General features: G+C 66.7%; 29 protein-coding genes and 1 pseudogene. 4 read left to right on the forward strand and 26 right to left on the reverse strand.

Annotation, left to right across the window (positions count from 1 at the left end):
- A partial coding sequence (locus tag MKK84_RS19460; RefSeq protein ID WP_243922610.1) for a hypothetical protein occupies window positions 1-343 on the forward strand: 343 nt, incomplete at its 5' end.
- Window positions 344-971: 628 nt separating this feature from the next.
- Here the strand turns inward: MKK84_RS19460 and MKK84_RS19470 are convergent.
- The 3 genes from MKK84_RS19470 to MKK84_RS19480 form a co-directional block, all read right to left on the reverse strand.
- Entirely contained in the window at window positions 972-1,535 is a 564-nt protein-coding gene (locus tag MKK84_RS19470) for a hypothetical protein (RefSeq protein WP_243922612.1), read from the reverse strand.
- Window positions 1,532-1,867, reverse strand: a complete 336-nt coding sequence (locus MKK84_RS19475; protein WP_243922614.1) for a hemolysin XhlA family protein — start codon at window positions 1,865-1,867, stop codon at window positions 1,532-1,534. Before MKK84_RS19475 ends, MKK84_RS19470 begins: the two co-directional genes overlap by 4 nt.
- Window positions 1,868-2,015: 148 nt before the next feature.
- On the reverse strand, window positions 2,016-2,528 hold the full coding sequence (locus MKK84_RS19480; RefSeq protein WP_243922616.1) for a hypothetical protein: 513 nt from the start codon (window positions 2,526-2,528) through the stop codon (window positions 2,016-2,018).
- A 76-nt stretch (window positions 2,529-2,604) separates the two neighbouring features.
- On the opposite strand from MKK84_RS19480, the gene MKK84_RS19485 reads away from it, so the two are divergent.
- Window positions 2,605-2,769: a hypothetical protein gene (locus tag MKK84_RS19485; RefSeq protein WP_243922618.1), complete on the forward strand. Its 165-nt coding sequence runs from the start codon at window positions 2,605-2,607 to the stop codon at window positions 2,767-2,769.
- 25 nt (window positions 2,770-2,794) lie between these two features.
- Here the strand turns inward: MKK84_RS19485 and MKK84_RS19490 are convergent, their stop codons facing one another.
- The 11 genes from MKK84_RS19490 to MKK84_RS19540 all read right to left on the reverse strand — a co-directional run bounded on the left by MKK84_RS19490 (window position 2,795) and on the right by MKK84_RS19540 (window position 14,177).
- The gene (locus MKK84_RS19490; protein ID WP_243922620.1) at window positions 2,795-2,980 is read right to left on the reverse strand and encodes a hypothetical protein; all 186 of its coding nucleotides are present in this window, start codon (window positions 2,978-2,980) and stop codon (window positions 2,795-2,797) included.
- Window positions 2,977-3,771, reverse strand: coding sequence for an N-acetylmuramoyl-L-alanine amidase (locus tag MKK84_RS19495; protein ID WP_243922622.1), 795 nt, complete (start codon window positions 3,769-3,771; stop codon window positions 2,977-2,979). Before MKK84_RS19495 ends, MKK84_RS19490 begins: the two co-directional genes overlap by 4 nt.
- Before the next feature lie 13 nt (window positions 3,772-3,784).
- Window positions 3,785-4,000: a hypothetical protein gene (locus tag MKK84_RS19500; RefSeq protein WP_243922624.1), complete on the reverse strand. Its 216-nt coding sequence runs from the start codon at window positions 3,998-4,000 to the stop codon at window positions 3,785-3,787.
- Window positions 4,000-4,182, reverse strand: a complete 183-nt coding sequence (locus MKK84_RS19505; RefSeq protein ID WP_243922626.1) for a hypothetical protein — start codon at window positions 4,180-4,182, stop codon at window positions 4,000-4,002. Before MKK84_RS19505 ends, MKK84_RS19500 begins: the two co-directional genes overlap by 1 nt.
- Before the next feature lie 10 nt (window positions 4,183-4,192).
- Window positions 4,193-4,714 carry a lysozyme gene (locus MKK84_RS19510; protein WP_243922628.1) on the reverse strand — a complete coding sequence of 174 codons (522 nt, stop codon included), beginning with the start codon at window positions 4,712-4,714 and terminating at the stop codon, window positions 4,193-4,195.
- A gap of 46 nt (window positions 4,715-4,760) precedes the next feature.
- The gene (locus MKK84_RS19515) at window positions 4,761-5,135 is read right to left on the reverse strand and encodes a hypothetical protein (protein ID WP_243922630.1); all 375 of its coding nucleotides are present in this window, start codon (window positions 5,133-5,135) and stop codon (window positions 4,761-4,763) included.
- Window positions 5,136-5,329: 194 nt separating this feature from the next.
- Window positions 5,330-6,001: a hypothetical protein gene (locus MKK84_RS19520; RefSeq protein WP_243922632.1), complete on the reverse strand. Its 672-nt coding sequence runs from the start codon at window positions 5,999-6,001 to the stop codon at window positions 5,330-5,332.
- A 17-nt stretch (window positions 6,002-6,018) separates the two neighbouring features.
- Window positions 6,019-7,086 (reverse strand): hypothetical protein, encoded by a 1,068-nt coding sequence (locus MKK84_RS19525; RefSeq protein WP_243922634.1) that lies wholly within the window; start codon window positions 7,084-7,086, stop codon window positions 6,019-6,021.
- Window positions 7,086-7,829: a hypothetical protein gene (locus MKK84_RS19530; RefSeq protein WP_243922636.1), complete on the reverse strand. Its 744-nt coding sequence runs from the start codon at window positions 7,827-7,829 to the stop codon at window positions 7,086-7,088. Before MKK84_RS19530 ends, MKK84_RS19525 begins: the two co-directional genes overlap by 1 nt.
- A gap of 145 nt (window positions 7,830-7,974) precedes the next feature.
- Window positions 7,975-9,555 carry a hypothetical protein gene (locus MKK84_RS19535; protein WP_243922638.1) on the reverse strand — a complete coding sequence of 527 codons (1,581 nt, stop codon included), beginning with the start codon at window positions 9,553-9,555 and terminating at the stop codon, window positions 7,975-7,977.
- A complete protein-coding gene (locus MKK84_RS19540) occupies window positions 9,552-14,177 on the reverse strand; it encodes a hypothetical protein (RefSeq protein ID WP_243922640.1) in 4,626 nt (1,541 codons plus the stop codon). The genes MKK84_RS19535 and MKK84_RS19540 overlap by 4 nt, the downstream gene beginning before the upstream one ends.
- Before the next feature lie 74 nt (window positions 14,178-14,251).
- On the opposite strand from MKK84_RS19540, the gene MKK84_RS19545 reads away from it, so the two are divergent.
- Window positions 14,252-14,572 (forward strand): DUF4156 domain-containing protein, encoded by a 321-nt coding sequence (locus MKK84_RS19545; RefSeq protein ID WP_243922642.1) that lies wholly within the window; start codon window positions 14,252-14,254, stop codon window positions 14,570-14,572.
- On the opposite strand, the gene MKK84_RS19550 is transcribed toward MKK84_RS19545, so the two are convergent.
- The 12 genes from MKK84_RS19550 to MKK84_RS19605 all read right to left on the reverse strand — a co-directional run bounded on the left by MKK84_RS19550 (window position 14,569) and on the right by MKK84_RS19605 (window position 20,719).
- Window positions 14,569-14,712 (reverse strand): hypothetical protein, encoded by a 144-nt coding sequence (locus MKK84_RS19550; protein ID WP_243922644.1) that lies wholly within the window; start codon window positions 14,710-14,712, stop codon window positions 14,569-14,571. The two genes, MKK84_RS19545 and MKK84_RS19550, sit on opposite strands and share 4 nt — an antisense overlap.
- 230 nt (window positions 14,713-14,942) lie before the next feature.
- Window positions 14,943-15,353, reverse strand: a complete 411-nt coding sequence (locus tag MKK84_RS19555) for a hypothetical protein (RefSeq protein WP_243922646.1) — start codon at window positions 15,351-15,353, stop codon at window positions 14,943-14,945.
- 121 nt (window positions 15,354-15,474) lie between these two features.
- Window positions 15,475-15,933, reverse strand: coding sequence for a phage tail tube protein (locus tag MKK84_RS19560; RefSeq protein WP_243922647.1), 459 nt, complete (start codon window positions 15,931-15,933; stop codon window positions 15,475-15,477).
- A 97-nt stretch (window positions 15,934-16,030) separates the two neighbouring features.
- On the reverse strand, window positions 16,031-16,447 hold the full coding sequence (locus MKK84_RS19565) for a hypothetical protein (RefSeq protein ID WP_243922649.1): 417 nt from the start codon (window positions 16,445-16,447) through the stop codon (window positions 16,031-16,033).
- A 7-nt stretch (window positions 16,448-16,454) separates the two neighbouring features.
- Window positions 16,455-17,111 (reverse strand): hypothetical protein, encoded by a 657-nt coding sequence (locus MKK84_RS19570; RefSeq protein WP_243922652.1) that lies wholly within the window; start codon window positions 17,109-17,111, stop codon window positions 16,455-16,457.
- Entirely contained in the window at window positions 17,111-17,767 is a 657-nt protein-coding gene (locus MKK84_RS19575; protein ID WP_243922654.1) for a hypothetical protein, read from the reverse strand. The genes MKK84_RS19570 and MKK84_RS19575 overlap by 1 nt, the downstream gene beginning before the upstream one ends.
- The gene (locus MKK84_RS19580; RefSeq protein ID WP_243922656.1) at window positions 17,767-18,135 is read right to left on the reverse strand and encodes a hypothetical protein; all 369 of its coding nucleotides are present in this window, start codon (window positions 18,133-18,135) and stop codon (window positions 17,767-17,769) included. Before MKK84_RS19580 ends, MKK84_RS19575 begins: the two co-directional genes overlap by 1 nt.
- 6 nt (window positions 18,136-18,141) lie before the next feature.
- Entirely contained in the window at window positions 18,142-18,666 is a 525-nt protein-coding gene (locus MKK84_RS19585) for a hypothetical protein (RefSeq protein WP_243922658.1), read from the reverse strand.
- A gap of 19 nt (window positions 18,667-18,685) precedes the next feature.
- Window positions 18,686-19,306, reverse strand: a complete 621-nt coding sequence (locus MKK84_RS19590) for a hypothetical protein (protein WP_243922661.1) — start codon at window positions 19,304-19,306, stop codon at window positions 18,686-18,688.
- A complete protein-coding gene (locus MKK84_RS19595; RefSeq protein WP_243922663.1) occupies window positions 19,303-19,947 on the reverse strand; it encodes a hypothetical protein in 645 nt (214 codons plus the stop codon). The genes MKK84_RS19590 and MKK84_RS19595 overlap by 4 nt, the downstream gene beginning before the upstream one ends.
- Window positions 19,944-20,270, reverse strand: coding sequence for a hypothetical protein (locus tag MKK84_RS19600; RefSeq protein ID WP_243922665.1), 327 nt, complete (start codon window positions 20,268-20,270; stop codon window positions 19,944-19,946). The genes MKK84_RS19595 and MKK84_RS19600 overlap by 4 nt, the downstream gene beginning before the upstream one ends.
- A gap of 59 nt (window positions 20,271-20,329) precedes the next feature.
- Window positions 20,330-20,719 carry a hypothetical protein gene (locus tag MKK84_RS19605; RefSeq protein WP_243922667.1) on the reverse strand — a complete coding sequence of 130 codons (390 nt, stop codon included), beginning with the start codon at window positions 20,717-20,719 and terminating at the stop codon, window positions 20,330-20,332.
- Between the two features lie 75 nt (window positions 20,720-20,794).
- Between MKK84_RS19605 and MKK84_RS19610 the strand changes: the two are divergent.
- Window positions 20,795-20,885 (forward strand): annotated as a pseudogene (locus MKK84_RS19610) (IS5/IS1182 family transposase); the annotation flags it as partial.

Genomic DNA, 20,885 nt, shown 5'->3' on the forward strand with positions numbered 1-20,885 from the left:
GGTCCTCAAGCCGGACGTAGCTGAACAGGTTGGCCGATCCCTCTTCACGCCCGCGCATCGCTCAAACCCCGCCGATCTCCCCGACAGAGTGAATCATCTCACCAGACAAGCCGCCAGCGACTTTTGCAGCAGCCTGCTAAAGGAAAAAGCCCGCGCCGGCGAACCGGGCGGGCTTCTCAGGCATGGTGCCCGGGGGAGGAGCACAACCGCCATTCTGAGTAAAATACTACTCGGCAGCGCAAAGAAAAGCCCGCTGCGACACTGGGCCGAGCGGGCTGAAGTTTGGTCATCGAACCTTGGGGGATTCAACAAGAGCTTCATATCGCAGCCGAGGCGGACGTAGCGTCACGATGTCGAGACAGAAAAGCCCCGCGCGGCTGAGCCGGCGGGGCTGAAGAGAGCGCGTGGAGATGATGGCGATCGGCGGCTACTTGCTGCCGCCACCGCCACCGCCCTGAGGCGCTGCGCGCTCGGGCTGATTTGCATTGCCGGCGGCGGAGGAGCTGTTCGACCGCGTGTCGGCCGGCTGCCCGGTCGGCGATCCTGTCACGGCTCCTGGAGCACCGGTTGATCCCGCTTGGGGCGTGGCCACACCCGTAGATGTCGGCGGCGCGCCTGGCGCGGTGGCCGGCGCCTGCGCGTAGGCTGTGCCAGCGAGGAGTGCAGAGAGCGGCACGGCGGCCATGAGAGTGCGATAACGCATCAGAACCTCATCCGTTGATGAAGGCAGGGAACGCACGCGCCGTAAAAGAGGTTCAGATTGCACGAAAAAACCGCCGCGGCTGGAGCCGGGCGGTTGAAGGTGGTTTTCAAGAGGGACCAGAAGGCCGGACTACGCGCGGGGCATCGCGGAGGTTCCCGTCAGCTCGGCGGGTCGCTCGGCCTGGGCACCTTCGTCCCGATGATGATGCCGGCGAACAGCGCCACCAACGCGATCACGATGGTCAGATCCTGGGATGCGGGTGCGCAGGTCACGGCGACACCGCCCGCGGGAGGATTTCGAACTCCAGAGGCGGCAGGATCGACACGATGGACCAGCCGAGCGCCCGCTGGAGTGGATTGCAGTCGTAGGCAACGACGCCCATCAGCCGACCGCGGCCGGGCATCGCGTCGAGCGGAATGTAGGGCCCGATGACCTCCTCCTCGCGCCCGAGCGGTCCGTAGGCGTCGAAGCGCTCGGTCTCGAAGTCCAGACGGCGCCCGGCCCCGTCGATGACCCACCAGCGTCGGGCGATCTCGCAGGACCGCAGCCGATCGCGCACGCCATGGATCAGAAGGCGATCGCCGACGCGAACCCGCTTGTCGGGATTCACGACCTCCCGGGACAGCTGCTTGACCGGCGGGTCGCGGTCGATCGCCATAGAGAACACCCAGCCGAAGGCGAGCATGATTCCCGCCCAGTAGAAGAAATCCAGCACGCGGTGGTGGATCGGGACCTGCCGCGGGGCATGCGACAGCGCCAGGGCGCGGGCATACAGATCGATGTCGGTCGGGGTCGGCTTCATGAGTTCCGGCGTGCGGTTGTGCCTGATCATCGGGGAGCTACCCCGCCTTTCACAATCACCAACCCGAGCAGCGCAATGACAACCGCACCGATGATGATCTTCACCAACCATCCGATGTTGGCGTTGAGCTTGTCTACGTCTTCCTTAAGCTCCTTCACCTCGCCTTTCGTCGCATAGTTGTTTTTGACCTCGTCGAAGAAGCGGTCGAGCTTCTTGTCGAGGAGCGCAACCTGATACGCGAGCAGGCGGACATCGCTCTTCAGGTCACCCTGGCCTGAGAGCAGCGGAGCGTCGGAGGTCTCGTCCGGCATTAAGGGCATCGCCTCACTCGAACAGGTATCAGGGCACAGGGTTGCGGCCATGGCTTCAGCGCCTCCGCCGCGGATCGGTGATCGTCACGGGGCCAGCACCGCCGAGCCGGCCGCAAGGAACGCGACCAGCAGCAGCGCCAGCACGAGCAGCCAGCCGCCGATGGCGCCGGACGGCATCGGGTCACCGATTGCCGCGCGGCTACTTGATCAGGCCGCGTTGGGCGAGATCGTCGAGCGCTGGTTGCAGGATCGCCGACGCGCTGGAGTGCTCGTCGAGCGGCAGGGACCGGAAGATCATCCCGGCGATACCCTCGGCGCCGCCGGCCTTGGCGATCGCACGCTGCGGGCTGGTGTTGATGATGTGCTGCACACCCTCGGCGATCACGGCCGAGCCCAGATGCGGGATGGTGATGGTCTTGCCCTTCACGACGCCGGCTACCGCGTTCATGCCGTAGGCGGCGCCGCCCTGCACCATCGTCTCGACACGCTGCTTGGACAGCACGAGAGCGGCCCAGGGAGCGACCTTGTAGATGCCCGCCGTGATGGCGCCGGCTGCGATCGGCACGAGGACATTGGAGACCGCCGGGAGCACGGCTAGGATCCAGTCGCCCCAGGGGAGGGAGGCGCTGTTCGGCGCGGTGATGGCGACTTCGGCCAGGGCGGGCGAGCAGACGCAGGCAAACGCCAGCGCCGCCAGGAAGAGGCGGGACATGGTGTTCTCTCGTTTCAGGGATGCGCCGGGAACCGCCGGCTCGGTAAACGGTAGGCCTCGGTCAGGGAGACCATGAATGGCCGTCGACTACGCCGCGCTGCTGAAGCGCTACATGCAGCATGTCCTCGACAGCGAGGGCACGACGTTCGTCGAGAAGCTGCCCCAAGCGTCGGACGGCGATGAGACGATCTCGGCGGAAGAGTGCGCCGAGCTGATCAGGATCTCCGACGCGCTGGTTTGAGGGGCGGGCCCGGCCGGCGCGGGTCTCAGGCCCGGACGACGAGCCAGACGAAGGCGATGACGAAGTCGAGCAGGACGAAGCCGATGCCGGCCAGGATCGGCACGGATCCGGCGACGCGCTCATCGGCCGAGCCCGGGCCGTTGGTGATGGCCGTGCCCCAGGCGATCAGCGCGATGCCGAGGGCGAGCAGGATGTCGAGCAACCACTTCATGCGGCGGCCCTCACGCTGTCGATCGCGGCCCAGCAGGCAGGTCCGCAGATCCCGTCGGCCACGAGGTGGTGCGCGCGCTGGTAGGCTCGCAGGGTAGATTCGGTGCCGGGCCCAAACTGGCCGTCCGCCTTCACGCCGATGGCGTTCTGGAGCGCGATCACGTCCGGACCGCTCGCTCCGCGGCGCAGGGTCGGCCTTTTCTGGGCATCCTGCTTCGGGATGAGCGGCCGCACGATGCCGCCGTTCCGCACGGCGTCGATGTCCCGGCGGAACACGACCATGTCGATGCCGGCAGGGTCGATCTTGCGCGTGGTCCACTCCTTGTGACCACAGCACATGATCGTCGGCAGCTTCGCGCGATCGAGGATGGCCGCGCAGAGCCGGACGTAGGCCTCGCGCTGGACGGCAAGCCAGGGCTCGCCGATGCCATCGTTCTCGGCCTCGATGCCGATCATGCTGCTGTTGCCGGCGGTGATGCCACGGTACTGGCCGCTGCCGGCATGGTGCGAAACGCCGGCCCCGATGACGTACACGGTGCCGTCCCGGCCTAGCACGTAGGCCGACAGCGGACCGGTCAGGGCGGGGGCGCCGGGCGCCGGGCCGCGCCCCTCCGTGACGATGCCGATGCTCGGCGCGTTGCCCTTGTTCCGGTTCGAGGCTGTGTGGTGGCAGATGATGCCCTTCACCTCACCCATCGGGCCGTGCCCGCGGGTCTTCCAGCCGGGCTGCTCGGCCACCTTGAGGCCCGCGGCGCGCGGCACATCGGCCAGCCATGACAGGAATGGCATCATGGTTCTCCTGAGTTCAAGAATGGATGACCGCAGCGAAGGCCTTGCCTGCCATCACCAGCCAGACCGCGTCGGGGCCGACCGGTCCGATCACGCAGGATGTGGCTTCCGCCGGGCCGCACTCTTCGCCGCGGGTGACCCAGTTCGTGACGGGGGCGATCTCTCCGTCTTCTAGGATTGCCGCAGCGCAGCCGCGCTCGATGCGAAGAATGTAGATGCCGCGCCGCGCCATCACGCCTCCCCCTCGACGGCGGTGCGATCTGCCTTGGCACGCCTCGGCTTCCGGTCACCTTCGACGCCGCCGCGCGCCGCCGGCAGCTCGTGGTCCTGGGTCGCCTCGTGCTCGGCCACCGGGGCGTGGCACAGGCAGCCGTCAGGGTGCTCGTGCTCATCGCACGAGGGCTTCTTCGCCATGGGGGTGTCCTCAGATGTCGCCGGGCTGGAGGTGGTACTGCTGCCGCGCGGTCGTGCTGGGATCGCCGGGCCAGTACGGAATCGGGTCGAGCGCGCCGTAGTCGCCGGCCGAGAAGACCGCGGACTCAAGGATGCGGCGCTTGCGCAGACCGTCCTTCTGCTCCCCCGCGAGGTTGCGATCGCATAGAGGGAACAGCGCCGCCGCCACGTCGAATTCCTTGGCGTTGCAGAGCGCCGCCACCGCCGGCATGTACCGGTTGCCCGACTGGTGGTGCAGGCTGACCAGCGCGTCGAATTTGTGCTGCGAGACCGGCGCCTTCAGAGCCCGGTTCACGCCGTCCTCCCACTTCGCGAGGTCGTCGCGCAGGAGCCGGAAGGCGTCGGCCACCTCAATCTTGTCGCCGATCTTGAGCGCCGCGCTGTTGTGGCCGAATCCGATGCTCGGGTGCGGGCCGTCGGGATAGGCCGTCAGCACCAGCGCCTCGCGGCAGGCGATGAACAGCACGCCGTTCCGGGATGTCGTGAGCGCCATCAGGTCCTCCAGGCGATAGCGGGGCCGCGTGGGCCCCGCCCGCGGGTCAGTTGCCGGAAGCCTGGAAGGCGACGAGGCCGTCCGAGATCTCCTTGATCTTGGCGAGCGCTGCGGCCTTGTCGGCGGCGGCGGCCTCCTCGTCCTCGGTCTTCTGCGCAGCCCGGCCCTTGGCCTCCGCGCTCGCGAGGTCCGCATGCGCCGCCGCAAGCTGCTCACCGAGCTTCGTCGTGCGGTCGTTGACGCTGGTCTTCAGCTTTTCGAGCTCGGCGAGGATCGTGCTGTCGTTCTCGGCCATGGTCTGCTCCATCCGTTCGGTGATGATCAGGAGGCGGTCGAGCTTCAGCTCCATCCGCCGGCTTCGGCCGCCGATGTCGCGCAGGCACGCGAGGATCGACGCGAAGAGGGTCGCCAGGGCGTTCATGGCCGCCTCGCGTGCGAACGCGTCCCGCACACCCGGACCGTGCCCACGCCCTCGACGAAGACCGGCACACAGAACCCGCGCGGGTGCCGGGCCGCCGCGGTAGGCGATATGAGCGCGCAGGCAAGCGCCAGCGCCGCGAGCATGCGCGTCATGGTCGGCCTCGATTGTCTGGAGGTTAGTGGGTCTCGCCCGGCTCAGCGCTGGCTGGCGGCGAGGAAGAAGGCGTCGACCTTCTCAGGTGTGTCCTTGCCGAACGAGCCGGCCAGGAGCGGTGTCAGCTCGTGGAAACGCGGGAAGGTGGTGGTGCCGGCCAAGAACAGGAGCACGCGCTTCTGCCGGTCTGGGTCGGTCACCTTCTCCTTCACCGCACTAATCAGCCTGTCCGGCGTCTTGCCGACCGTGATCCATTCGAGAGCGTCGTCGTCGCCGATGATCCCCTCGGCCGCCGCCTGTCCGGCGAATTGGTAATCGCGAACGGAGAGCACGGGTGGCTGGACGTATCCGCCAATGGCCTGTGTCCCGGGGTCATAGATCCGCTGCTCGTAGGCCTTCCACGGAGTTGGATCGTCGTGGTCGATATCTTCGATCTCCAGCACACGCATGCCGAAGGGCACGGGTGTAGCATTGCGGTCTCGGAAAACGCCTTGGATGGTTTCGACCGGGTATAGAGAACCACTTGTTATCGCTAGAAGATATCCGTCACTGAAAGAGCTCTCCGCCTTGCGGAACTCGTACCAATCAACGCCGTCACCTTCTCGCCGCGAGAATGCGACCCTGGCGCCAGTCACCGGCTCCGATGCCCATTCCGGGATGGGATCCGGCACATAGATATTCCAGACGCCAAGGTCTTTGATTTTCGCGGTCATAGAATGCGCCTTTCGGATTATGCGTTGTAGGTAGCCGCCCAACCTACGTTAGCGATGTAATACTGATGCTGACGGAATCTCATCGCTCGAATGATGATGTCGTTACCGTCGCCTGATGTGATGCTGGATCGACCGGAACAAAGCGCGGGAGCGTAGGGCTCAACCATGCCTCCGTTGTAGTTTCCGGTGATGTCATAATCGCCCACATACACCTGACGACACTGCGTGACAGACCGGTTGACGGCGAGGTTTTGCTGATTCACAAGCGCGCTGTAGAGGTCTCCCAGCTGCTTCGTCCAGACAGCTCCATTAGTGGCGACATAAAACTTATTGTCGCCGCTATCGCCGTCGCGCAGGCTCCACGTGCCGTTACTATCGACGATCTGGCGCAAGCGGATGACGCCGGCATACAGCAGATCGAGGTACGGCGCGGTAAATGCGATGGCCAAGGCCCCCGTCATCGTGTCGCCGGTGCGCTGCACGGCGTTGTTCGGCGGGCTGTAGAGGCGCCACGTCGTGTCGTGCCGCTTGAGCACATACGCGCCGACCGTGAGCAGGACGATCTGGCCGCTGCTGCCTGGGAGACCGATCGCATTCTGATTGCCAGATGGCTGATTTAGCGTCAGCGTTCCGGCCCCGACGTAAAACTCGATCGTGTCGCCGACCACGGTATCGGAGACCAGCGGGATCGTAATCGTTTGCGTCGAGTCGACGTAGAAGACGCTCCCGACATCGTCCTTGCTCAGCGTACGGTTGCCGCTGGAATAGACATAGGTCGACGTCGGCTCCTTCAGGTTTGCTCGGCCCTGTCCGCGCTCGCTCGGCAGGAAGCCTTGCGCGCCGTCGACCCGGAGCGCTTTGGGTGATGCGCCAGAGGCGGCAGTGGCATCAGAAACGAGCACCGACGCCAGCTGCATCACGGTGGCGACGTCTTTCAGCGCGGGCTCGAAATTGACGACGCTGCCACCCTGGCGGAACGCGCCCGGATATGTGGCCGGGTTGTAGGCGTGATCGCCATCGTAGAAGTTCTGAAGGCGGTCGAGCGCAGCAGAAAGCGCAGCCTGCTGATCGGAGGTCAGTGGCATCAGAGCGATTCCCTTGCGACGAATTCGGTGGCGATGTTCGGCGTCGATTTGCGGCGCAGGCTTGGGACTTGTCCGAGCGTGCCGAAGAACGCCTCGCGGAGGTACGTGCTTGTGTCGCCCGGGTTCGGCACGACCATGATCTGGTTATGGATCCCGGACCGCACAGCGATCTGATAGATCTCGCGATATTCTGTGTCCGGCAGGAAAGAGAAGCTGAACTTGAATGTGCGGCGGATGGCCCGCGGGTTGAAGAAGGTCGTTCCGCTGCGACCGTCCTCTTGATCGGTGACAGCCTCGAAGTCGAGCGAATTGCCCTCTTCTTCGTAGTTATACGTCGGCCGCCACGTGCGGCTTACGAAGAACCGGCCGATATCGAAGTAGCCGATGGGATAGCCGGGGTCGAAGATCTCGACCTTCACGACACCGGCCACGAAGCGGACGGGCGGGATGTAGATGAAAGTCGCGCCCTTACCCACGCCGGTCCCGACGTCATCGAACTCCTGAGTGATGCCCTCCCAGAAGCCTGGGTCCTCCCAGGCGATCGTGAGCTGATCGACCTTGCTGCTGGGCAGCGCGATGAAGCCGCTGTCGTCGACCAGGGCGGCGAGCGAGGAGTCGGCGTAAGACCGGAACCGTACCAGAGCGCTCGGTCGCAGATTGGTCGGGCCCAGCGCGATGCCGCCGATGCTGTATTGCTGCGGCAGGTTGCACAGGAACTGCGTGTCAGCCGGCGCCGTGCTCATCGAGCGCGCCACCTCGGCGAGGTAGGGCGTGCGCAGGTTGGCCAGCCCGAGAGACCCGGTCTGCCAGGATCCGCCCGACAACACGACGCCATCGAGGTCCACCCTGTTCTCATAGAGCAGGGCGAGGTTCTGCTGTGCCATTTGATCAGCCCCAGGCGCTGAACTCGATCGCGTCGGCGACCGCGTCATCCACGCGGCCGATGATCACCAGCGGTTTCGGCGTGGGCAGGAAACGAGACATCTGCAGCGAGATCGTGCTGCCCATCTTCAGGGCCGGCGCGAACACGTCGGCGGAGCCCTGCGTCGGCCGGTAGCTCGGCCCGATGACGCTGACCCGGAAGTTCCAGATGTCCCGGCGGACCTTGTAGATCGCCAGCAGCCGGGCGGCCTCGGCACCGGCATCGTCCGGCTCGGTCAGGCAGGTGTCGAAGGACAGCTCTTGCGCCAGCAGGTGGACGCTCTGCACCGAGGTATCCTCGGCCTTTGCCTCCTGCCACTCCTGCTGCAGGCCGGCCCGCCGCGCGCCGGTGATGGAGCCCGCGATCTGATCCTCGGTGAAGACGGTGGCGAGTTGTCCGTAGCGCACCGTCACGCGGTAGGCCGGGATCGCACCGTTCGTGTCACTCGGCGCGACCCGCTTCACCTCCCCGCGGAGTTGCCACTCGGTGAAAGCCGCAGCTGGCGCGCCGGTCGGCAACTCCAGGCGGCCGACGGTGAAGGCGCCCAGGCCGTTCGGGACGATCCACCCGCCCACCGACATCAGGATGGTGCTGGCTGCCGCCAATGCGGTCCGCTCGTCGTTGACCCACAGCCCGCAGCTCGCGCCGTTCTTCGAGGTAAGAGCGGCGATCGAGGCGGTGTCGATGTCGCTGGCCGCAATGCCGAAGTCGGTCAGGATCTGCTGCACGAGGCTCGCAGCGTCGCGCGGGCCAACCGATTGAACATCTGCCGTGACGGCGAAGGCCGGCGTGCCACCAAGGCGGATCAGACCGAGCGCAAGGCACGTCGCAAATTCGCCAACGGCCACTGAAGCGTTTGTGAGAGCGGCGACCGTGCCGTAGTCGCGATTGAATGTGAGCGGCACGCCGCCATCGTAGACAAAAATCCACGAGCACGGCCGGTCGGACACCTGCCGGATCAGGTTGAACGGGTTCACGTCGACCGGGGTGAGGTTCCGGATCAACCCATAGGCCCGCGGCTTGATGGTGTCCTTGAGGGTGGCCGGCCCCTCCGCAGTCGCGCCGGCTGAGGTGGTGGTTCCGAGATAACGGGTCGTCAGCAGCGGCTTGGCGTCGAGATCGGCGAGCCGGTCGTGGATCCGCAGGCGCACCGTCCGGAAGGCGTCGGAGATGTCGAGGCTCTCGATCGTGCCGCGCAGCATGATCGGCGCGTCCCGGTAGAGCCCGATCGGTTCGCCATACCGATCCTGCTGCATGGCGCGCACGATGATCGGGCGGCCGTCGAAGGCATAATCGGCCCAGGCATCGTACCGCGCGTGCGCGTTCGCCAGCACGACCTCACCGAAGGCGACGCTCGACGCGCCCGTGGTGGTCCCATCGCCAAACAGGTGGCGCTCGAAGTTGGCCGGCGTCTCCAGGGACGGGTGAAAGTGCTGGTTGGCCGGGGTGTCTCCGGCACCCGTATTGAGGCGCGCCGAGGCGGCATAGAACGTCTGCACGCCGCCTGCGCCGGTGTGGGCCTGCACCTCGATCGTGTAGATGGTCACGCGGCCACCTCACGGCGCGAGGCGGTACGGTTGCCCTTGGCGATGCCCGCGCCAACGTCTTTCGTGGCCTGGATCGTGCCGAGGTGGCCGGCGTCGGCGATCTCGTTGCCGTCTTGTACGTCGCCCCGCAGCGCGCTCACCTCAGCCCGAAGCGCCCGGATCTCCTCGACCATGGCGGTCGCACCCTGACTGCCGTTGGCCGCCGGAGGCCGCGGAGGCGCCGAGACCGCCATGGGACGATCGTCGTTCATCGCCTCGAGCAGCGGCCCGTACCGGCCAGCCGCGGCCGCCGACATGACGAACTCGCCGTTGGACAGCCGCGCGATGATGCTGTCTGAGGTCCCGGTGCCGGCGCCGTTGACCCAACCGCCCTCGGCGTACTGCTTCATGAAGCCATCGACGCCGATCTGCACCGGCAGCGCGCTCAACGTGTCCTGCACGCTCTTGAACGTGTCTTGGAACGCCTGCGAGGAGGCATAGAAGGCCTTGCTCGCGTCGAGGAGCGTCTGCGCATAGGTCGTGATGCTGCCGATCGCCGTCTGGTCCCCGCCGCGCGCGAGGGCCAGCTGCTGATCGTACTGGCTCTGCGCGGCCGCCAGCCGGTCCTGCGGCGACAGCGGCGAGTTGCTCCCGGCGACGAGGCTGTCCAAGAATTTCTTGATGGTGTCGGCGAAGCTGTCAAATGCGGTTTGCGCCTGCTTGGTGAAGTCGCGGATGATCTTGAGGCGCTCGGCCGCCTGCGCGGTCTCCAGCGCGACGATCGCTTCACCTCCGTTCTTGATCTCGTCGGCGCGGTCCTGCTGCGCCTGCCGGTCGAAGGCGGCCAACTGCCCGGCCAGCGTCGAGGTGTCGTTGTTCGCAGCGAAGGTCCGGTTGTCGAACGTGAGCTGCCGCTGGCGCACCGCCGCGTTGTAGTCGGCGATCAGCTTGTTCCGCTCAAGCACCTGCGTCGCGATCAGCTCGTCCAGCGCCTGCCCGCCCTTGGCCATCTCGGTCCACTGCTCCCATTCGGCGGACCGGTCGAAGGTGGTCAGCTTGGTGGCCAGGCTGTTGTCGGAGAAGTTCACCGCGAAGGCGCGATCCTCATACGAGCGCTTCCGGTCCTGGATCTCTGACAGGGCCTGCGCGGCGGCGGCGGCCAATTCATCGGTGGACTTCTGCCCATCCGCGCTGAAGGCATGGACCTGACCCGCCAGTTCGGGGAACGCCGCGATCAGCTGATTGAACGAGTCGCCCACGAGTTGCGAGCTGTCGACGATCTTCTGCGCCGCGGCGGAGAAGTACGTCTGCACCTGCCCGAGATCGCCACCGACCGAGCCGGCATCGGCCTGCAGGCCCTGAACCTCTTTGATCAGGTCCGCAGCGTCATTCAGGTAGCCCTTGCCCTGCGCGGTGTTGATCTTGGCTTGCAGGTCGGTGGTGAATTTGTCCCGCAGCCCGTCGATCGCCTTGTCGACCCCGGACGTGATCGCAACTGCCGCCTGCTCCGAGGACAGCCCGAGATCCTTCAGCACCTGGTTGAGCCCAGCAGCCGTGCCCTGGATCCGTGCGAGCTCGGTCTGCGTCGTCGACAGGGTCGGCGTCGGGTTGAGGCTCCCGAGAGCGCCGTGTACCGCAGCAGCCCGGGCGCTCATCTGCGCGGCCGGATCGGTCAGCCGGCCGGCATCGGCCACGAAGCCCTTCAGCGCCTCGCCGAGCGCCTGCACAGATGAGACCGCGGTGGCGAACGGGCCGTTGGTGCCGAAGCCAGCCTGAACCTCGGCCATCGTGCCGTTGAAGCCGTCGGCGAAGATCGCGACCTGGCGGGCCACATAGGTCTTGAAGTCAGCCATCAGCTTGTCGGCGAGCGCCTGATCGCCGCCGTCGCTGGCGGTCTTGATCGCCTTGGCCGCCTGCGACTGGGCGTCGGTGACGTTCTTGCCGACCGTGCCGAGCGCCCCGCCGGTGAACGCGAGGTCCAATGCCTCGATCTGCGGACGCGCCTCGGTCAGGGCGTCCTTCATCGCCTGGATCTTCTCCTGGAGCTGCTTCTTCGCCTGCTTTTTGGCCTCGCTCGCGCCGAACAGGCCGCCGAGGATGCCGGCCGCGCCGCCAACAACAGCGCCGATCGGTCCCGCAGCCGCAAAGCCTGCCAGGGCGCCGCCCGCTCCGCCGATGAGGGGCGACTGCGTGCTGTAGCCGAGCGAGCCTCCCACTGCGGCCGAGGTCAGCCCTTGCCCAAGTGGTGACGACAGCACGCCGCCGCCGGCCTTGGTCGGCTTGAGGGCGTTCGACAGCGCTGATCCGATCCCATCCGAGGCTCCACCGCTGAGGGCCTTCGAGATCTTGTCGCCGTCGAAAAGGCCGCCGAACAGGCTGCCATCCTGATCCAGCGTCTTGCCGCTCAGAGTCGGGCCCTGAGCCGCGCCGTCGGAACCGCCGCCGAACAGCGAGCCGAGGTTGAGCTTACCGCCCAGCAGGCCGCCCAACTGCCCACGCTCATCTGGCGCGGTGCCGAGGATGCCGGCGAGCGGCCCTTCTCCGGAGATGATCGCCTTCAGCGCGCTGCTGCTGAGCGTCTTGGCGAGGCTCTTGAACGCTTCGTCGAGCTTCTGCCCGCCGACCGTGATGTCCTCGATGAACTGCGTGAAGTCGCTGGCGAGTTCGCGCTGGCCCTCTTTGATACCCTCCAGGGCGAACTTGGCCTTCTTCAGGTTCTCGGTGCTGGTCGCGAGGGTGTCGCCGAGCCGATCCCACTCGGCCCGCATCGCTTCGGTGACCTCGGTCCCGTCCTTCTGCGCGGCCCGGGCCAGATCATGCGCGAGCTTCAGCTTGATCACGGCGGCCGCGTCCTTGCCGACCGAATCCGCCTCAAGGTTCAGCTCGTCGATGTGGTCCTGCGTCCGCTTGATCAGGTTGTCGTAGGACGAGACCGCGGTGTCAGCGGCTTCCTTCGCCTGCTTCGCCGCGGCGGCGGGCTTCTGGAATCCCGGCACCGTCGGCCCGAAGGTGTAGGGAAATTGCCGGGCGGTGATCGTCGGTTGCTGCGGGCCATAAGTCCCATCGACCGGCGGGGTCTGAGCCGTCGCGGACGCCTGCTGCTTGTTGATCACGCCCAGCTGCGCCAGGACGGCCGTCGCCTTGCTGTAGACGGCATCGAAGGCGCCACCAATCGACGAGGCCACCGCGGAGCCGAACGCCGTCACGGCGGCGATTCCGTCGTTCATCGCCTGCACGACGGCGAGCACGGCCTGGAGAATCTTCAGCCAGATCTCGTTCAGCAGCATGCCGGCCGAGCTGAAGTCGATGTTCACGGCCCAGGCGTCGGCGATGGCCTGTTTCGTGTCCTCGATGGCGCGATTCAAGGCGACGGCACGCTCGACCTGACCCTGATCGAGGATCTGCTTCTCGCTGGCCGCCTGCATGTTGGCGACGAACTGCTCCAGCGTCACGCCGCTCGTGCGAAGGCGTTCCACGAAGTCGGGACCGAAGACCTTGCTGCCGATGTCCTGCGCGACCAGGTCGAGGCCGAGATCGTGCAACTCCTTCATCCCGGCGAGGGCCGCTTGGATCCGCTCCTGCGTCGTGCTGGCGAGATCGGCCTGCGTCGTAGCCTGGAGCCCGTTCGCCCCAGCGACGCCCGTGGCGTTGATGTCGTTGAAGGCCTTGGTGAGGCTGTTGGTCTGGCCCCACTGGTCCTTCACGAAGCTCGCGGCCTTGGACAGGGCCGCATCCATCTGCTCGGTGGTCGCCTGGATTTTTGGGCCAAGCGACTCGAAGCTCTTCAGGAAGCCGGCGCCGACGTCGAGCTGCTGCGCCTTCGTGCCGATGTCGATCAGCTTCTGTAGATCGGAGTTCGCCTTGCCGATGACGGCCGAGCCGATCTCGAACGCCACGAAGGCGGCGAGGATCGGCACGAACAGCGGAGGGATGAGGGTGAGGCCGCGAGAAAGCAGACTGGTGGCGGTGGTAAAGCCCGCTACCTTCTCCGCATAGACTGCAAAGCCACCAGCGGCAGCCTCGGCACCGGTCGACAGGCCGGCGAGCCCGCGCGCCGCCAGGGCCGCGCCGGTGACCACGGCAGCGCCCATGCCTGAGGCACCTTCGGCGAAGGCCGCGGTTGAGACAGAGGCGGCGCCGAGATAGCCGGACGCCGCAGTTGCCAGCCCGGCCAACCCACGCGCCGCCGCAACGCTCGCCGCCAGCACCAGCACCGGGTGCTCAGCGATCGTTTTGCCCGCGGCCTTGAAGACCTCGCCCTGCTTGGAGACGGAGGCCGCGTTGTCGTTGCTGGCCTTCGTGGCTGCCGCATAGGCGTCGATCGCCTTCATCTGCGACGCGGTCAGCCCACCCGTGGCGGCGGCAGCGGCGTTCTGCGCGGCCTCGGACGCGGCGAGCGCGCGGTTCTCGGCCTCGATCTGGCGCTGCAGCTTCGCGGCGGCGGCTTCCTGTGCGGCCTTCGCGCGGGCGGCCCGGTCCGACGCGGCGTTGCTCTTGTCGCTGCTGCTCGCCGAGCGATCCTGGGCCGTCCCGAGCTTGTCGAGCGACGAGCCCAGCTGGTCGACCTTCGCGCGCGTCTGGTCCACGCCATCGGTGCTGTACCGAAAGACGTACTCCTCGACGTGCTGTTCGGCTGCGGCCATGGGGATCCTCGAGAGAAATCGCCCGTTCGTCGCCTTGGGGGCGCCGTACACGGGAGAAGCGAATGCGAAGGCGGGTGGGCGTGATGCTGGTGGGCCTGTTGGCTACAGGCGCGCATGCGGAAGCGGTTCGTATCGTTCGCGATCAGGCTGCCGTCGCGGGCTGCCAGCGCCTCGGTGAGGTTCGCGGATCGTCGCTCATCGGAGGAGCGCTGGGCGGCCTCGGCTACGACAACATGATCTCGGAGATGCAGGAGAAGGCCGCGGCCGTGAGTGGCAACAGCCTTCTCCTGATCGACACGCAGTCCGGGATGATGGGCGCCAAGGGGATCGGCGAAGCCTACCGGTGCGATCCGACCGTAGAGCCGGCGCCGCAGCGACGAGGCCGACGGAATTAGCGCTTTCCGAACTTGGCGGCGGCCCGGGCCTTGAGGCCCTCGAAGATGCTCTTTACGCCCTCGGTGTCGTCGATGCCGACCTCGATGTCCGGCTCGGGCTCACCCGTGAGCGAGGTGTTCTTCTGGTTGGCCAGGGTCACGCCGTCGAGGCGCTTCAGCAGGCCGACCTCCCAGGCTGTCGGCTCAAATCCGCGCAGCGCGGCCCAGGCGCTGATCTCAGTGAAGGAGAGCGGGTTAAGCCCGAAGCCGTTGTTGGTCCGGGCGCCGCCGAGTTCGCAATACCATCGCCAGATATGGTCCAGAGCGTGGGGCGGGGCGCCGTCGATGTTGCGCGACGCCGCTTGCTCTGCGAACTCGACCAGTTCGCTGGCTAGACCTTCAAGAAATTTGCCCGATCCATGATGAAGGCCTCGGCCTGTTCACGGAGCCAGGGCAGCTTCTGATAGGCCACGCGGACGTTCTCAGGCGTGCATGCCTTCTCGCCGCCGTCGAAGCCGATCCCGTCCCAGTCGATGGTGCAGGCCACGAGCAACTCGAGGCGGTCGGACTCCAGAGCCTCGGCGGTCGCACGCACGCGGCGGCCGCTCGCTGCGGTAGCGAGGCGACGGTTCGAGGCGCGGCGTTCGGCCTTCCGGTAGCGATCGCTGTCCTCACCAGCGAGCGTCACCGTGATCGGCGCTCCGTCCTCATGTAGCAGCGCAGCGCCGGTTGTCGGATGCACGACCTCCATGGCGGCGCCGGCTTCGGCGGATGCGGAGGTGTCCAGGGTAGAGAGGTCCATGTCGGGATTCCTGCTTGTCGGGTTGCGTCGGGGTGCAGAAGTGCAGGCGGGCCGGCCCCCGACGAGCCGGCCCGCCCTTTCACTCGCGAGCCTGAGGGGGGGCAGCCGCGAGCGAACTGGATCAGGAGCTCGGCGCGGCCTTGTCGTAGACCGGCGAGTTGATGCCGATATTGAAAGTCCTTTTGATAACCTGATCGGCGGTGCCGATCGACCGCTTCTTCGACATCACGAGACCCTGGAAGTACTGGATCGCGCCGTCGGGGAAGGTCACCCGGAAGGCGAAGTTGTTGATGTTGTTTAGCGCCGCTTCCAGCGCGATCTGACCCGGATCGTTCGGCACATAGGCGGTCGTCAGCGCGATGGTGCCGGCGTCGGCAGAACCCTTGGCCTTCGAGATGCGGCCCGCGCCGATCTCGTTGAACGTCACCGCGGCGCGCTCGTCGCCGAAGTCACCGATCGACTCCACCTTTCCGATGACGACGTAGGGGGTCAGCGCGTCGAACTCGGCGACGGTATCGACCGCATCCGCCGCGACCGGTCCGATCTCGATCTTGGTTCCCGAGGCGGTAATGATCGCCATGACAGGTGTCCTCTTGATGTGTCACGGCTGCCCATGCCGCAGTGTTGCTCGGATAGACGCGCGCTGGGCGGCGCCGTCGTCACGGTCACCCGCCGATCTACTCGGGATCGTCGAAGTGATAGGTGTACGGAGCGACGACTGACGTGCGGAAGTAGTTTCCCTCGTCATTGTCATCGTTCAGAATTGGCGAAGTCGGCGTGAGAAACTCAACGCCGTTGATCTTCCGGGAGCGAAACAGCTTCGCGATCTCTTCGCCGAGCTGCCCAGACCACTCCGTGCCGCCGCCGCGCTCGGCCAGGATGACGATGCGCGCGGCACCGTCCTCGACATAGCTGCGGTCAAAGGTGGTGCGGCTCTCGTTCGAGACCGGGAACTGCACCGCGAGGTACGGGGCCGGGGCTTCCGGCGGCTCCTCGGGGCCGTTCGGGTAGACGATGGCCGGCTTATCGCCAGCCGAAGGGGTCCAGGCGGTGAGGATCTGCCTCACCGTCTCGATGACGTGCTGCTTGGCCACGGAGCCCTCAGCGTAGGGTGACGGTGATGATCGGGACGCGTGTGGCGCGTTCCAGCTTCATGCCGGCTACGCGGACCGGCTGCTGTCGGAGCAGAGCCCGGGCGCCGCGGCCGCGCGCGCCGGCGATGTAGTCGATGATCGGGGACTCGTATCCGAAGCCGACGTCCACGCTATTGCCGAACTGCCGGGCCGCCAGCACGGCCACGACCTGGTAGACGCCGGACGGCGCGCTCGATGACTCGCCCTCCTCGATCTTCTTCGCGTAGGGGGCGAGGCTCATGAAAACGTAGCGTGCCGCGGCGGGCGGGTTCTTCGGATCGGCCTGCTGCCCATCGGCCAGCAGGATATGCGAGGCGGCGAATCGGCCGGTGAGCCGGGGCGAGTGCAGCACGATCTGATCGTAGATCCAGGTGAGCGCCTCGGTGGCCTGGGCGAACCGGAACACGACCTCGCCGCGGTCCGGGTTCAGCCGGTCCAGCGAAGCATGCGCCCGCCCGTCCACCACCGTGTCATGTGCCGGCGGCCGGCCGGTCTCGGCGCGGTAGGCGGCATCAGCCCTCTGTGCGGCATCCTTGGCTGCCGCCGTGACGATCGCTCGGCGCTTCTCGGGCGAGAGCGCCTGCGCCACCGCGGCGCGGACGGCTGCGCTCGACCCGGCCGGCATCAGCCCCTCACCGTGCAGTCGTAGGCCAGCAGCACGCCCGCGATCCGGTGCGTGTTGTCGTCCACGTTCTTGATCGTGCGCTGCCGCCCGTTGATCCACACGACGTCGAGGCCGTTATTCGTCAGGAACGGCACAGGGAAGCCGCCAGTGGCCACGTCCGCTGCCAGCAGGATCACGCGGCTGTCGCCCTGGTTGATGCCGCCGACGAGCTCGCTGGGCGCGTAGCCGGTCACGATCGCCCGGACATTGATCTGCGCGTCGAAGGTCGGCGGGCTGCTGTTCGCCTTCCTCCGTCGGAGCGACACGACCTCGCCGCGGCGCTCCATCTCGTTGGCGTAGAGGGCGGTCGTCGGCGCCGACTCGATCTCCAGGTGGACATCGTCGGTGGCGACTTCCTCGGCCTTGCGGATGGTGATCGCGAACTCTTCGCCATCCAAGCGCAAGCGGTCGCTCGTCGTGAGGCTCCGCGTGAGATCGCAGCTGCGCACCGTCAGCCGGCCGCCACGCCCCTGGAGCGGCACGCCCACCACCGAGACAATGGCGGCACGCTCGAACTGCAGGCGGCCCCACTGCACCGGGCCGAGCGGCTGGTACGCCCCCGCGACCCGACGCAGGAGCTGCACCTGCTGATTCATGCTGCCAGCGGCGATGGGCATTAGATCCGATACCAAGTCGTGTTGGCGGCCCGGTAGACGAGCCCGAACGGCGTCGTCGTCGTGATTGAGCTTGGTGCGCCGACGATGCTCTTGCCGCTACCGGGCGACACGGTCAGCGTCGAGATCGTGTACATCGTCGTGACCCGGATCACCTGACCATCGACCGGGTTGGCGGGCAGGTTGAGCGTGCTCGAGGCCAGGGCCGCGAGCGGAAGCAGGATGGCGATCGCCGAGCCGTCGAGGTTGAAGCTGCCACCAACAACCGGGACGATGGTCTGCAGGGTCTGCGGCAGGTTCGGAACCGTGTCCGCCGCAGGCAGTTCGCAGATGTCGCCACCGATTGCGACCAGTGGCCGACGCGTCGCCATAGCTGATTACGCCAGCAGGATCGGGCGCGCGAAGCCGGTATTGATCTCGGTGGCCGACGCCGCGACACCGAGCGACTGTACGATGGCGCCCGTCCCGGTCGGAGCGGTGTTGGTGGCCTTCCCAGGCGTCGCAGCGGACAGGAACACCTCGCCCGCCGTTAGGCCAGTGACTTGGTTGTTCTTGCCGTCGGTGTAGACCGTGGCATTCGCTCCGGAAGCGACCGCCACGAGCACGTAGCCATGGGCGCACTTGGCCAAGCCGCCCGAGGCCGATCCATCCGCCTTGCGGCAGGCCGGCGTGCCGGCGTTGTTGTAGATGTTCACGAAGTCGCCCGCTGCGAGCGCCTCGGTGGCGGCGATAACCTCGTTCTCAGCCGCGACACCGCTCGGCATGAAGGACGGATCGAGGCGGCCAGTCGCGTCCAGCACCGGCACATCGCCAGCCGATCCAGCGCCGGCAGAGGCCGACAGGCCGCCGTATTCGGCCATATCGCCCGAGCCGTTGTGCGTCAGAAGCTTCCGCGCGGTCATGACCTGTCTCCTTCTTCGGCTACGTGAGGGCGATCGGCTGGGCGATCCGGATGATGGCCGTGTCCGGGTCGCTGGCCATTCCGAGGCGGAGCGAGAAGGCCATCGGCAGGCTGGGCGGCACCTGAGTGATCAGGCCATCCTCACCGAGGAACAGCGGCAAGCCCGGTACGAGCTGCCACCCCTGGCTCACGAGTTGCCCGCCCATGATGACGGTCGCGGGCATGCCTACATCTGAGGCCGACGCCGTCACGCCGAGCACCGCACCGCGCTGCGAGATGTCAGAGGCAGACGCATAGTCGAGCGTCTGATCGCCGAGACTGCGCACGGCGCGCGGGGCGCTTAGCGCCCTGGCCCCGACCCAGCTGGTGGCGACCATCTCGGAGGTAGCCCGCCGCCAAGCGAAGATCCCGTCGAGGTAGGCCTTCGCGTCCGCGGGCGAGGCGAAGGTGGCACCGTTGCCGTCCATCAGGTTGGAGAACAGGGTCTTGAGCTTGAAGTCGTCCGGCGCCGAGAACTTCAGTCTGATCCCGACCCTATCGCCATCCTCAAGCGAAGCGATCAGCGACCGACGCGCATAGGATCGTTCGTCACCCGTGATCCAGATCTGATCCGTGTCTGGATCGTACTGGACGGCGATCATGGCTGCGCCGCCGGCTGCACGGATTGCGGCACGATGTAGATGGCCTCGCTCACCAGGGTGACCGGCTTGGTCGCCTTCAGGAAGAAGGCGGCTCCATTCCGCTGCGTGTTCTCGAGCGCCTGGATCGAGAAGCTGAACGTGATCCGCTCGTTCACGCCGGCCGCCTCGAACAACTCCTGGCCGTCGGCCTGGATCGGCCCGAGCGTCGAGCCGACATCCACGTCCGCCTTCAGCTTCGTGCCAGCCTGATCCGCGACCACCAGCAGGTTTATGTGAATGTCATAGGCGTCGTTCGGCGCCCGGGGCCAAAAGCGATCATCGTGGACGAAGACGTGTCCAGCGAAAGGCGGCAGCAGGAGGTCCAACACGGTGGTCGAGCCCGGTGCAAGCCGTAGCTGCTGCCGCGCACCGGCCTCGAAGCGATCCTCCGGTCCGGACACGCGATCGGTATAGGTGATCTGGCCGAAGCTCCCGCCCGCGGGACCGTCCTTTCCATCCCGTCCGGCGGGCCCCTGCTCGGCAACCGCGACCAGGGTGGCGACCGGTTGGCTGGCAACGAGCACGCGCGCTGGCTGCTCCTCTGTCGCCTCGATCAGCAGCCGCGCAACCGGCTGCGTGGCGATCAGCACTCCACCACTCACGGGATCACCCCGATCACCGAGATCTTGTAGTCGTGGACCTCGCCAGCCGTGTCCGTAATCGACAGGCTCAGCGTGGACAGGCGGCCGGCCGGAATGCCCGCGACCTGGTCGCCCGTGCAGGCCACCTTAAACCGACCGGCCGCCGCATCCACCAAAGGCGCGGTCATCGCCGCCTCACTCCCCTGCCAGCGCAGGGTCGCCGCAAAGGAGAATCCGGTCACGTCGATCGGCTTGCCTGCGGGGTCCTGCCACTGCATCGGCCACGAGACCGGCCGGCCGCGCGTGACGATTAGCGGATCTTCGCTCTGCGTGAAGGTGCTCATGCGCGGATCAGATCAGGTCTCTGCGGGGAGCAGCAGCAGGGCGAGGAGCGGGAGGCGGGTCATTGCGTCGCCGTTGCTTGGGCGGATGTGAAGAACGACGCCGTGCCAGGATACCGCTCAAACGTGGCGCTGCCCTTGGCGGGGATCGTCACCGCGGCGTTCGTAGATCCGTCGTCGATCAGTCCGCCGGTCGACGGGTAGACCAGCAATGCAGCTCCCGTGCGGTTCACGACAATCTGCTGTCCAGCCATCGTGGCGGACAGGACAACGCCCATGCCTGCGCCGCCCGTGCGGACGACGTTGAGGCGCGTCGTCAGTGTCGTTGCCGTGGCCTGCGTCGTGCCCGCCGCCGTGATGCCGGTCGTTGCAGTCGTGGTGAGCGTCGCCGTCCAAGTGGAGGACGCACCGAAGTTGGCCAGTAACTGCTTGTTGCTCGCATCCCAGACCATCGGGATGTGGTTTGTCGCGGTGCTTAGAGCGCCTAACAGAACGGCACCGAGCTTGGTTTTCAGCGTTGGTTTGGCATGGCCAGACTGCTTCTCCCCGATGATCTCTGGGATGAGATCGCGCCGCTCCTCCCGCCGCCTCGGCCGCGTCCGAAGGGCGGGCGTCGTC

The organism is Methylobacterium sp. E-065 (assembly GCF_022829605.1).
Taxonomy (GTDB): Bacteria; Pseudomonadota; Alphaproteobacteria; order Rhizobiales; family Beijerinckiaceae; genus Methylobacterium.

What these genes read in the sequence shown, in the direction of transcription:
- MKK84_RS19470 (WP_243922612.1), bottom strand. Translation starts at nt 1,535, where the DNA reads ATGATCAGGCACAACCGCACGCCGGAACTCATGAAGCCGACCCCGACC.
- MKK84_RS19600 (WP_243922665.1), bottom strand. Translation starts at nt 20,270, where the DNA reads ATGAGCACCTTCACGCAGAGCGAAGATCCGCTAATCGTCACGCGCGGC.
- MKK84_RS19500 (WP_243922624.1), bottom strand. Translation starts at nt 4,000, where the DNA reads ATGGCGCGGCGCGGCATCTACATTCTTCGCATCGAGCGCGGCTGCGCT.
- MKK84_RS19590 (WP_243922661.1), bottom strand. Translation starts at nt 19,306, where the DNA reads ATGATCGCCGTCCAGTACGATCCAGACACGGATCAGATCTGGATCACG.
- MKK84_RS19490 (WP_243922620.1), bottom strand. Translation starts at nt 2,980, where the DNA reads ATGAAGTGGTTGCTCGACATCCTGCTCGCCCTCGGCATCGCGCTGATC.
- MKK84_RS19510 (WP_243922628.1), bottom strand. Translation starts at nt 4,714, where the DNA reads ATGGCGCTCACGACATCCCGGAACGGCGTGCTGTTCATCGCCTGCCGC.
- MKK84_RS19475 (WP_243922614.1), bottom strand. Translation starts at nt 1,867, where the DNA reads ATGGCCGCAACCCTGTGCCCTGATACCTGTTCGAGTGAGGCGATGCCC.
- MKK84_RS19560 (WP_243922647.1), bottom strand. Translation starts at nt 15,933, where the DNA reads ATGGCGATCATTACCGCCTCGGGAACCAAGATCGAGATCGGACCGGTC.
- MKK84_RS19520 (WP_243922632.1), bottom strand. Translation starts at nt 6,001, where the DNA reads ATGACCGCGAAAATCAAAGACCTTGGCGTCTGGAATATCTATGTGCCG.
- MKK84_RS19570 (WP_243922652.1), bottom strand. Translation starts at nt 17,111, where the DNA reads ATGCCGGCCGGGTCGAGCGCAGCCGTCCGCGCCGCGGTGGCGCAGGCG.
- MKK84_RS19485 (WP_243922618.1), top strand. Translation starts at nt 2,605, where the DNA reads ATGGCCGTCGACTACGCCGCGCTGCTGAAGCGCTACATGCAGCATGTC.
- MKK84_RS19495 (WP_243922622.1), bottom strand. Translation starts at nt 3,771, where the DNA reads ATGATGCCATTCCTGTCATGGCTGGCCGATGTGCCGCGCGCCGCGGGC.
- MKK84_RS19580 (WP_243922656.1), bottom strand. Translation starts at nt 18,135, where the DNA reads ATGGCGACGCGTCGGCCACTGGTCGCAATCGGTGGCGACATCTGCGAA.
- MKK84_RS19575 (WP_243922654.1), bottom strand. Translation starts at nt 17,767, where the DNA reads ATGCCCATCGCCGCTGGCAGCATGAATCAGCAGGTGCAGCTCCTGCGT.
- MKK84_RS19505 (WP_243922626.1), bottom strand. Translation starts at nt 4,182, where the DNA reads ATGGCGAAGAAGCCCTCGTGCGATGAGCACGAGCACCCTGACGGCTGC.
- MKK84_RS19515 (WP_243922630.1), bottom strand. Translation starts at nt 5,135, where the DNA reads ATGAACGCCCTGGCGACCCTCTTCGCGTCGATCCTCGCGTGCCTGCGC.
- MKK84_RS19480 (WP_243922616.1), bottom strand. Translation starts at nt 2,528, where the DNA reads ATGTCCCGCCTCTTCCTGGCGGCGCTGGCGTTTGCCTGCGTCTGCTCG.
- MKK84_RS19530 (WP_243922636.1), bottom strand. Translation starts at nt 7,829, where the DNA reads ATGAGCACGGCGCCGGCTGACACGCAGTTCCTGTGCAACCTGCCGCAG.
- MKK84_RS19555 (WP_243922646.1), bottom strand. Translation starts at nt 15,353, where the DNA reads ATGGACCTCTCTACCCTGGACACCTCCGCATCCGCCGAAGCCGGCGCC.
- MKK84_RS19605 (WP_243922667.1), bottom strand. Translation starts at nt 20,719, where the DNA reads ATGGTCTGGGATGCGAGCAACAAGCAGTTACTGGCCAACTTCGGTGCG.
- MKK84_RS19585 (WP_243922658.1), bottom strand. Translation starts at nt 18,666, where the DNA reads ATGACCGCGCGGAAGCTTCTGACGCACAACGGCTCGGGCGATATGGCC.
- MKK84_RS19540 (WP_243922640.1), bottom strand. Translation starts at nt 14,177, where the DNA reads ATGGCCGCAGCCGAACAGCACGTCGAGGAGTACGTCTTTCGGTACAGC.
- MKK84_RS19525 (WP_243922634.1), bottom strand. Translation starts at nt 7,086, where the DNA reads ATGCCACTGACCTCCGATCAGCAGGCTGCGCTTTCTGCTGCGCTCGAC.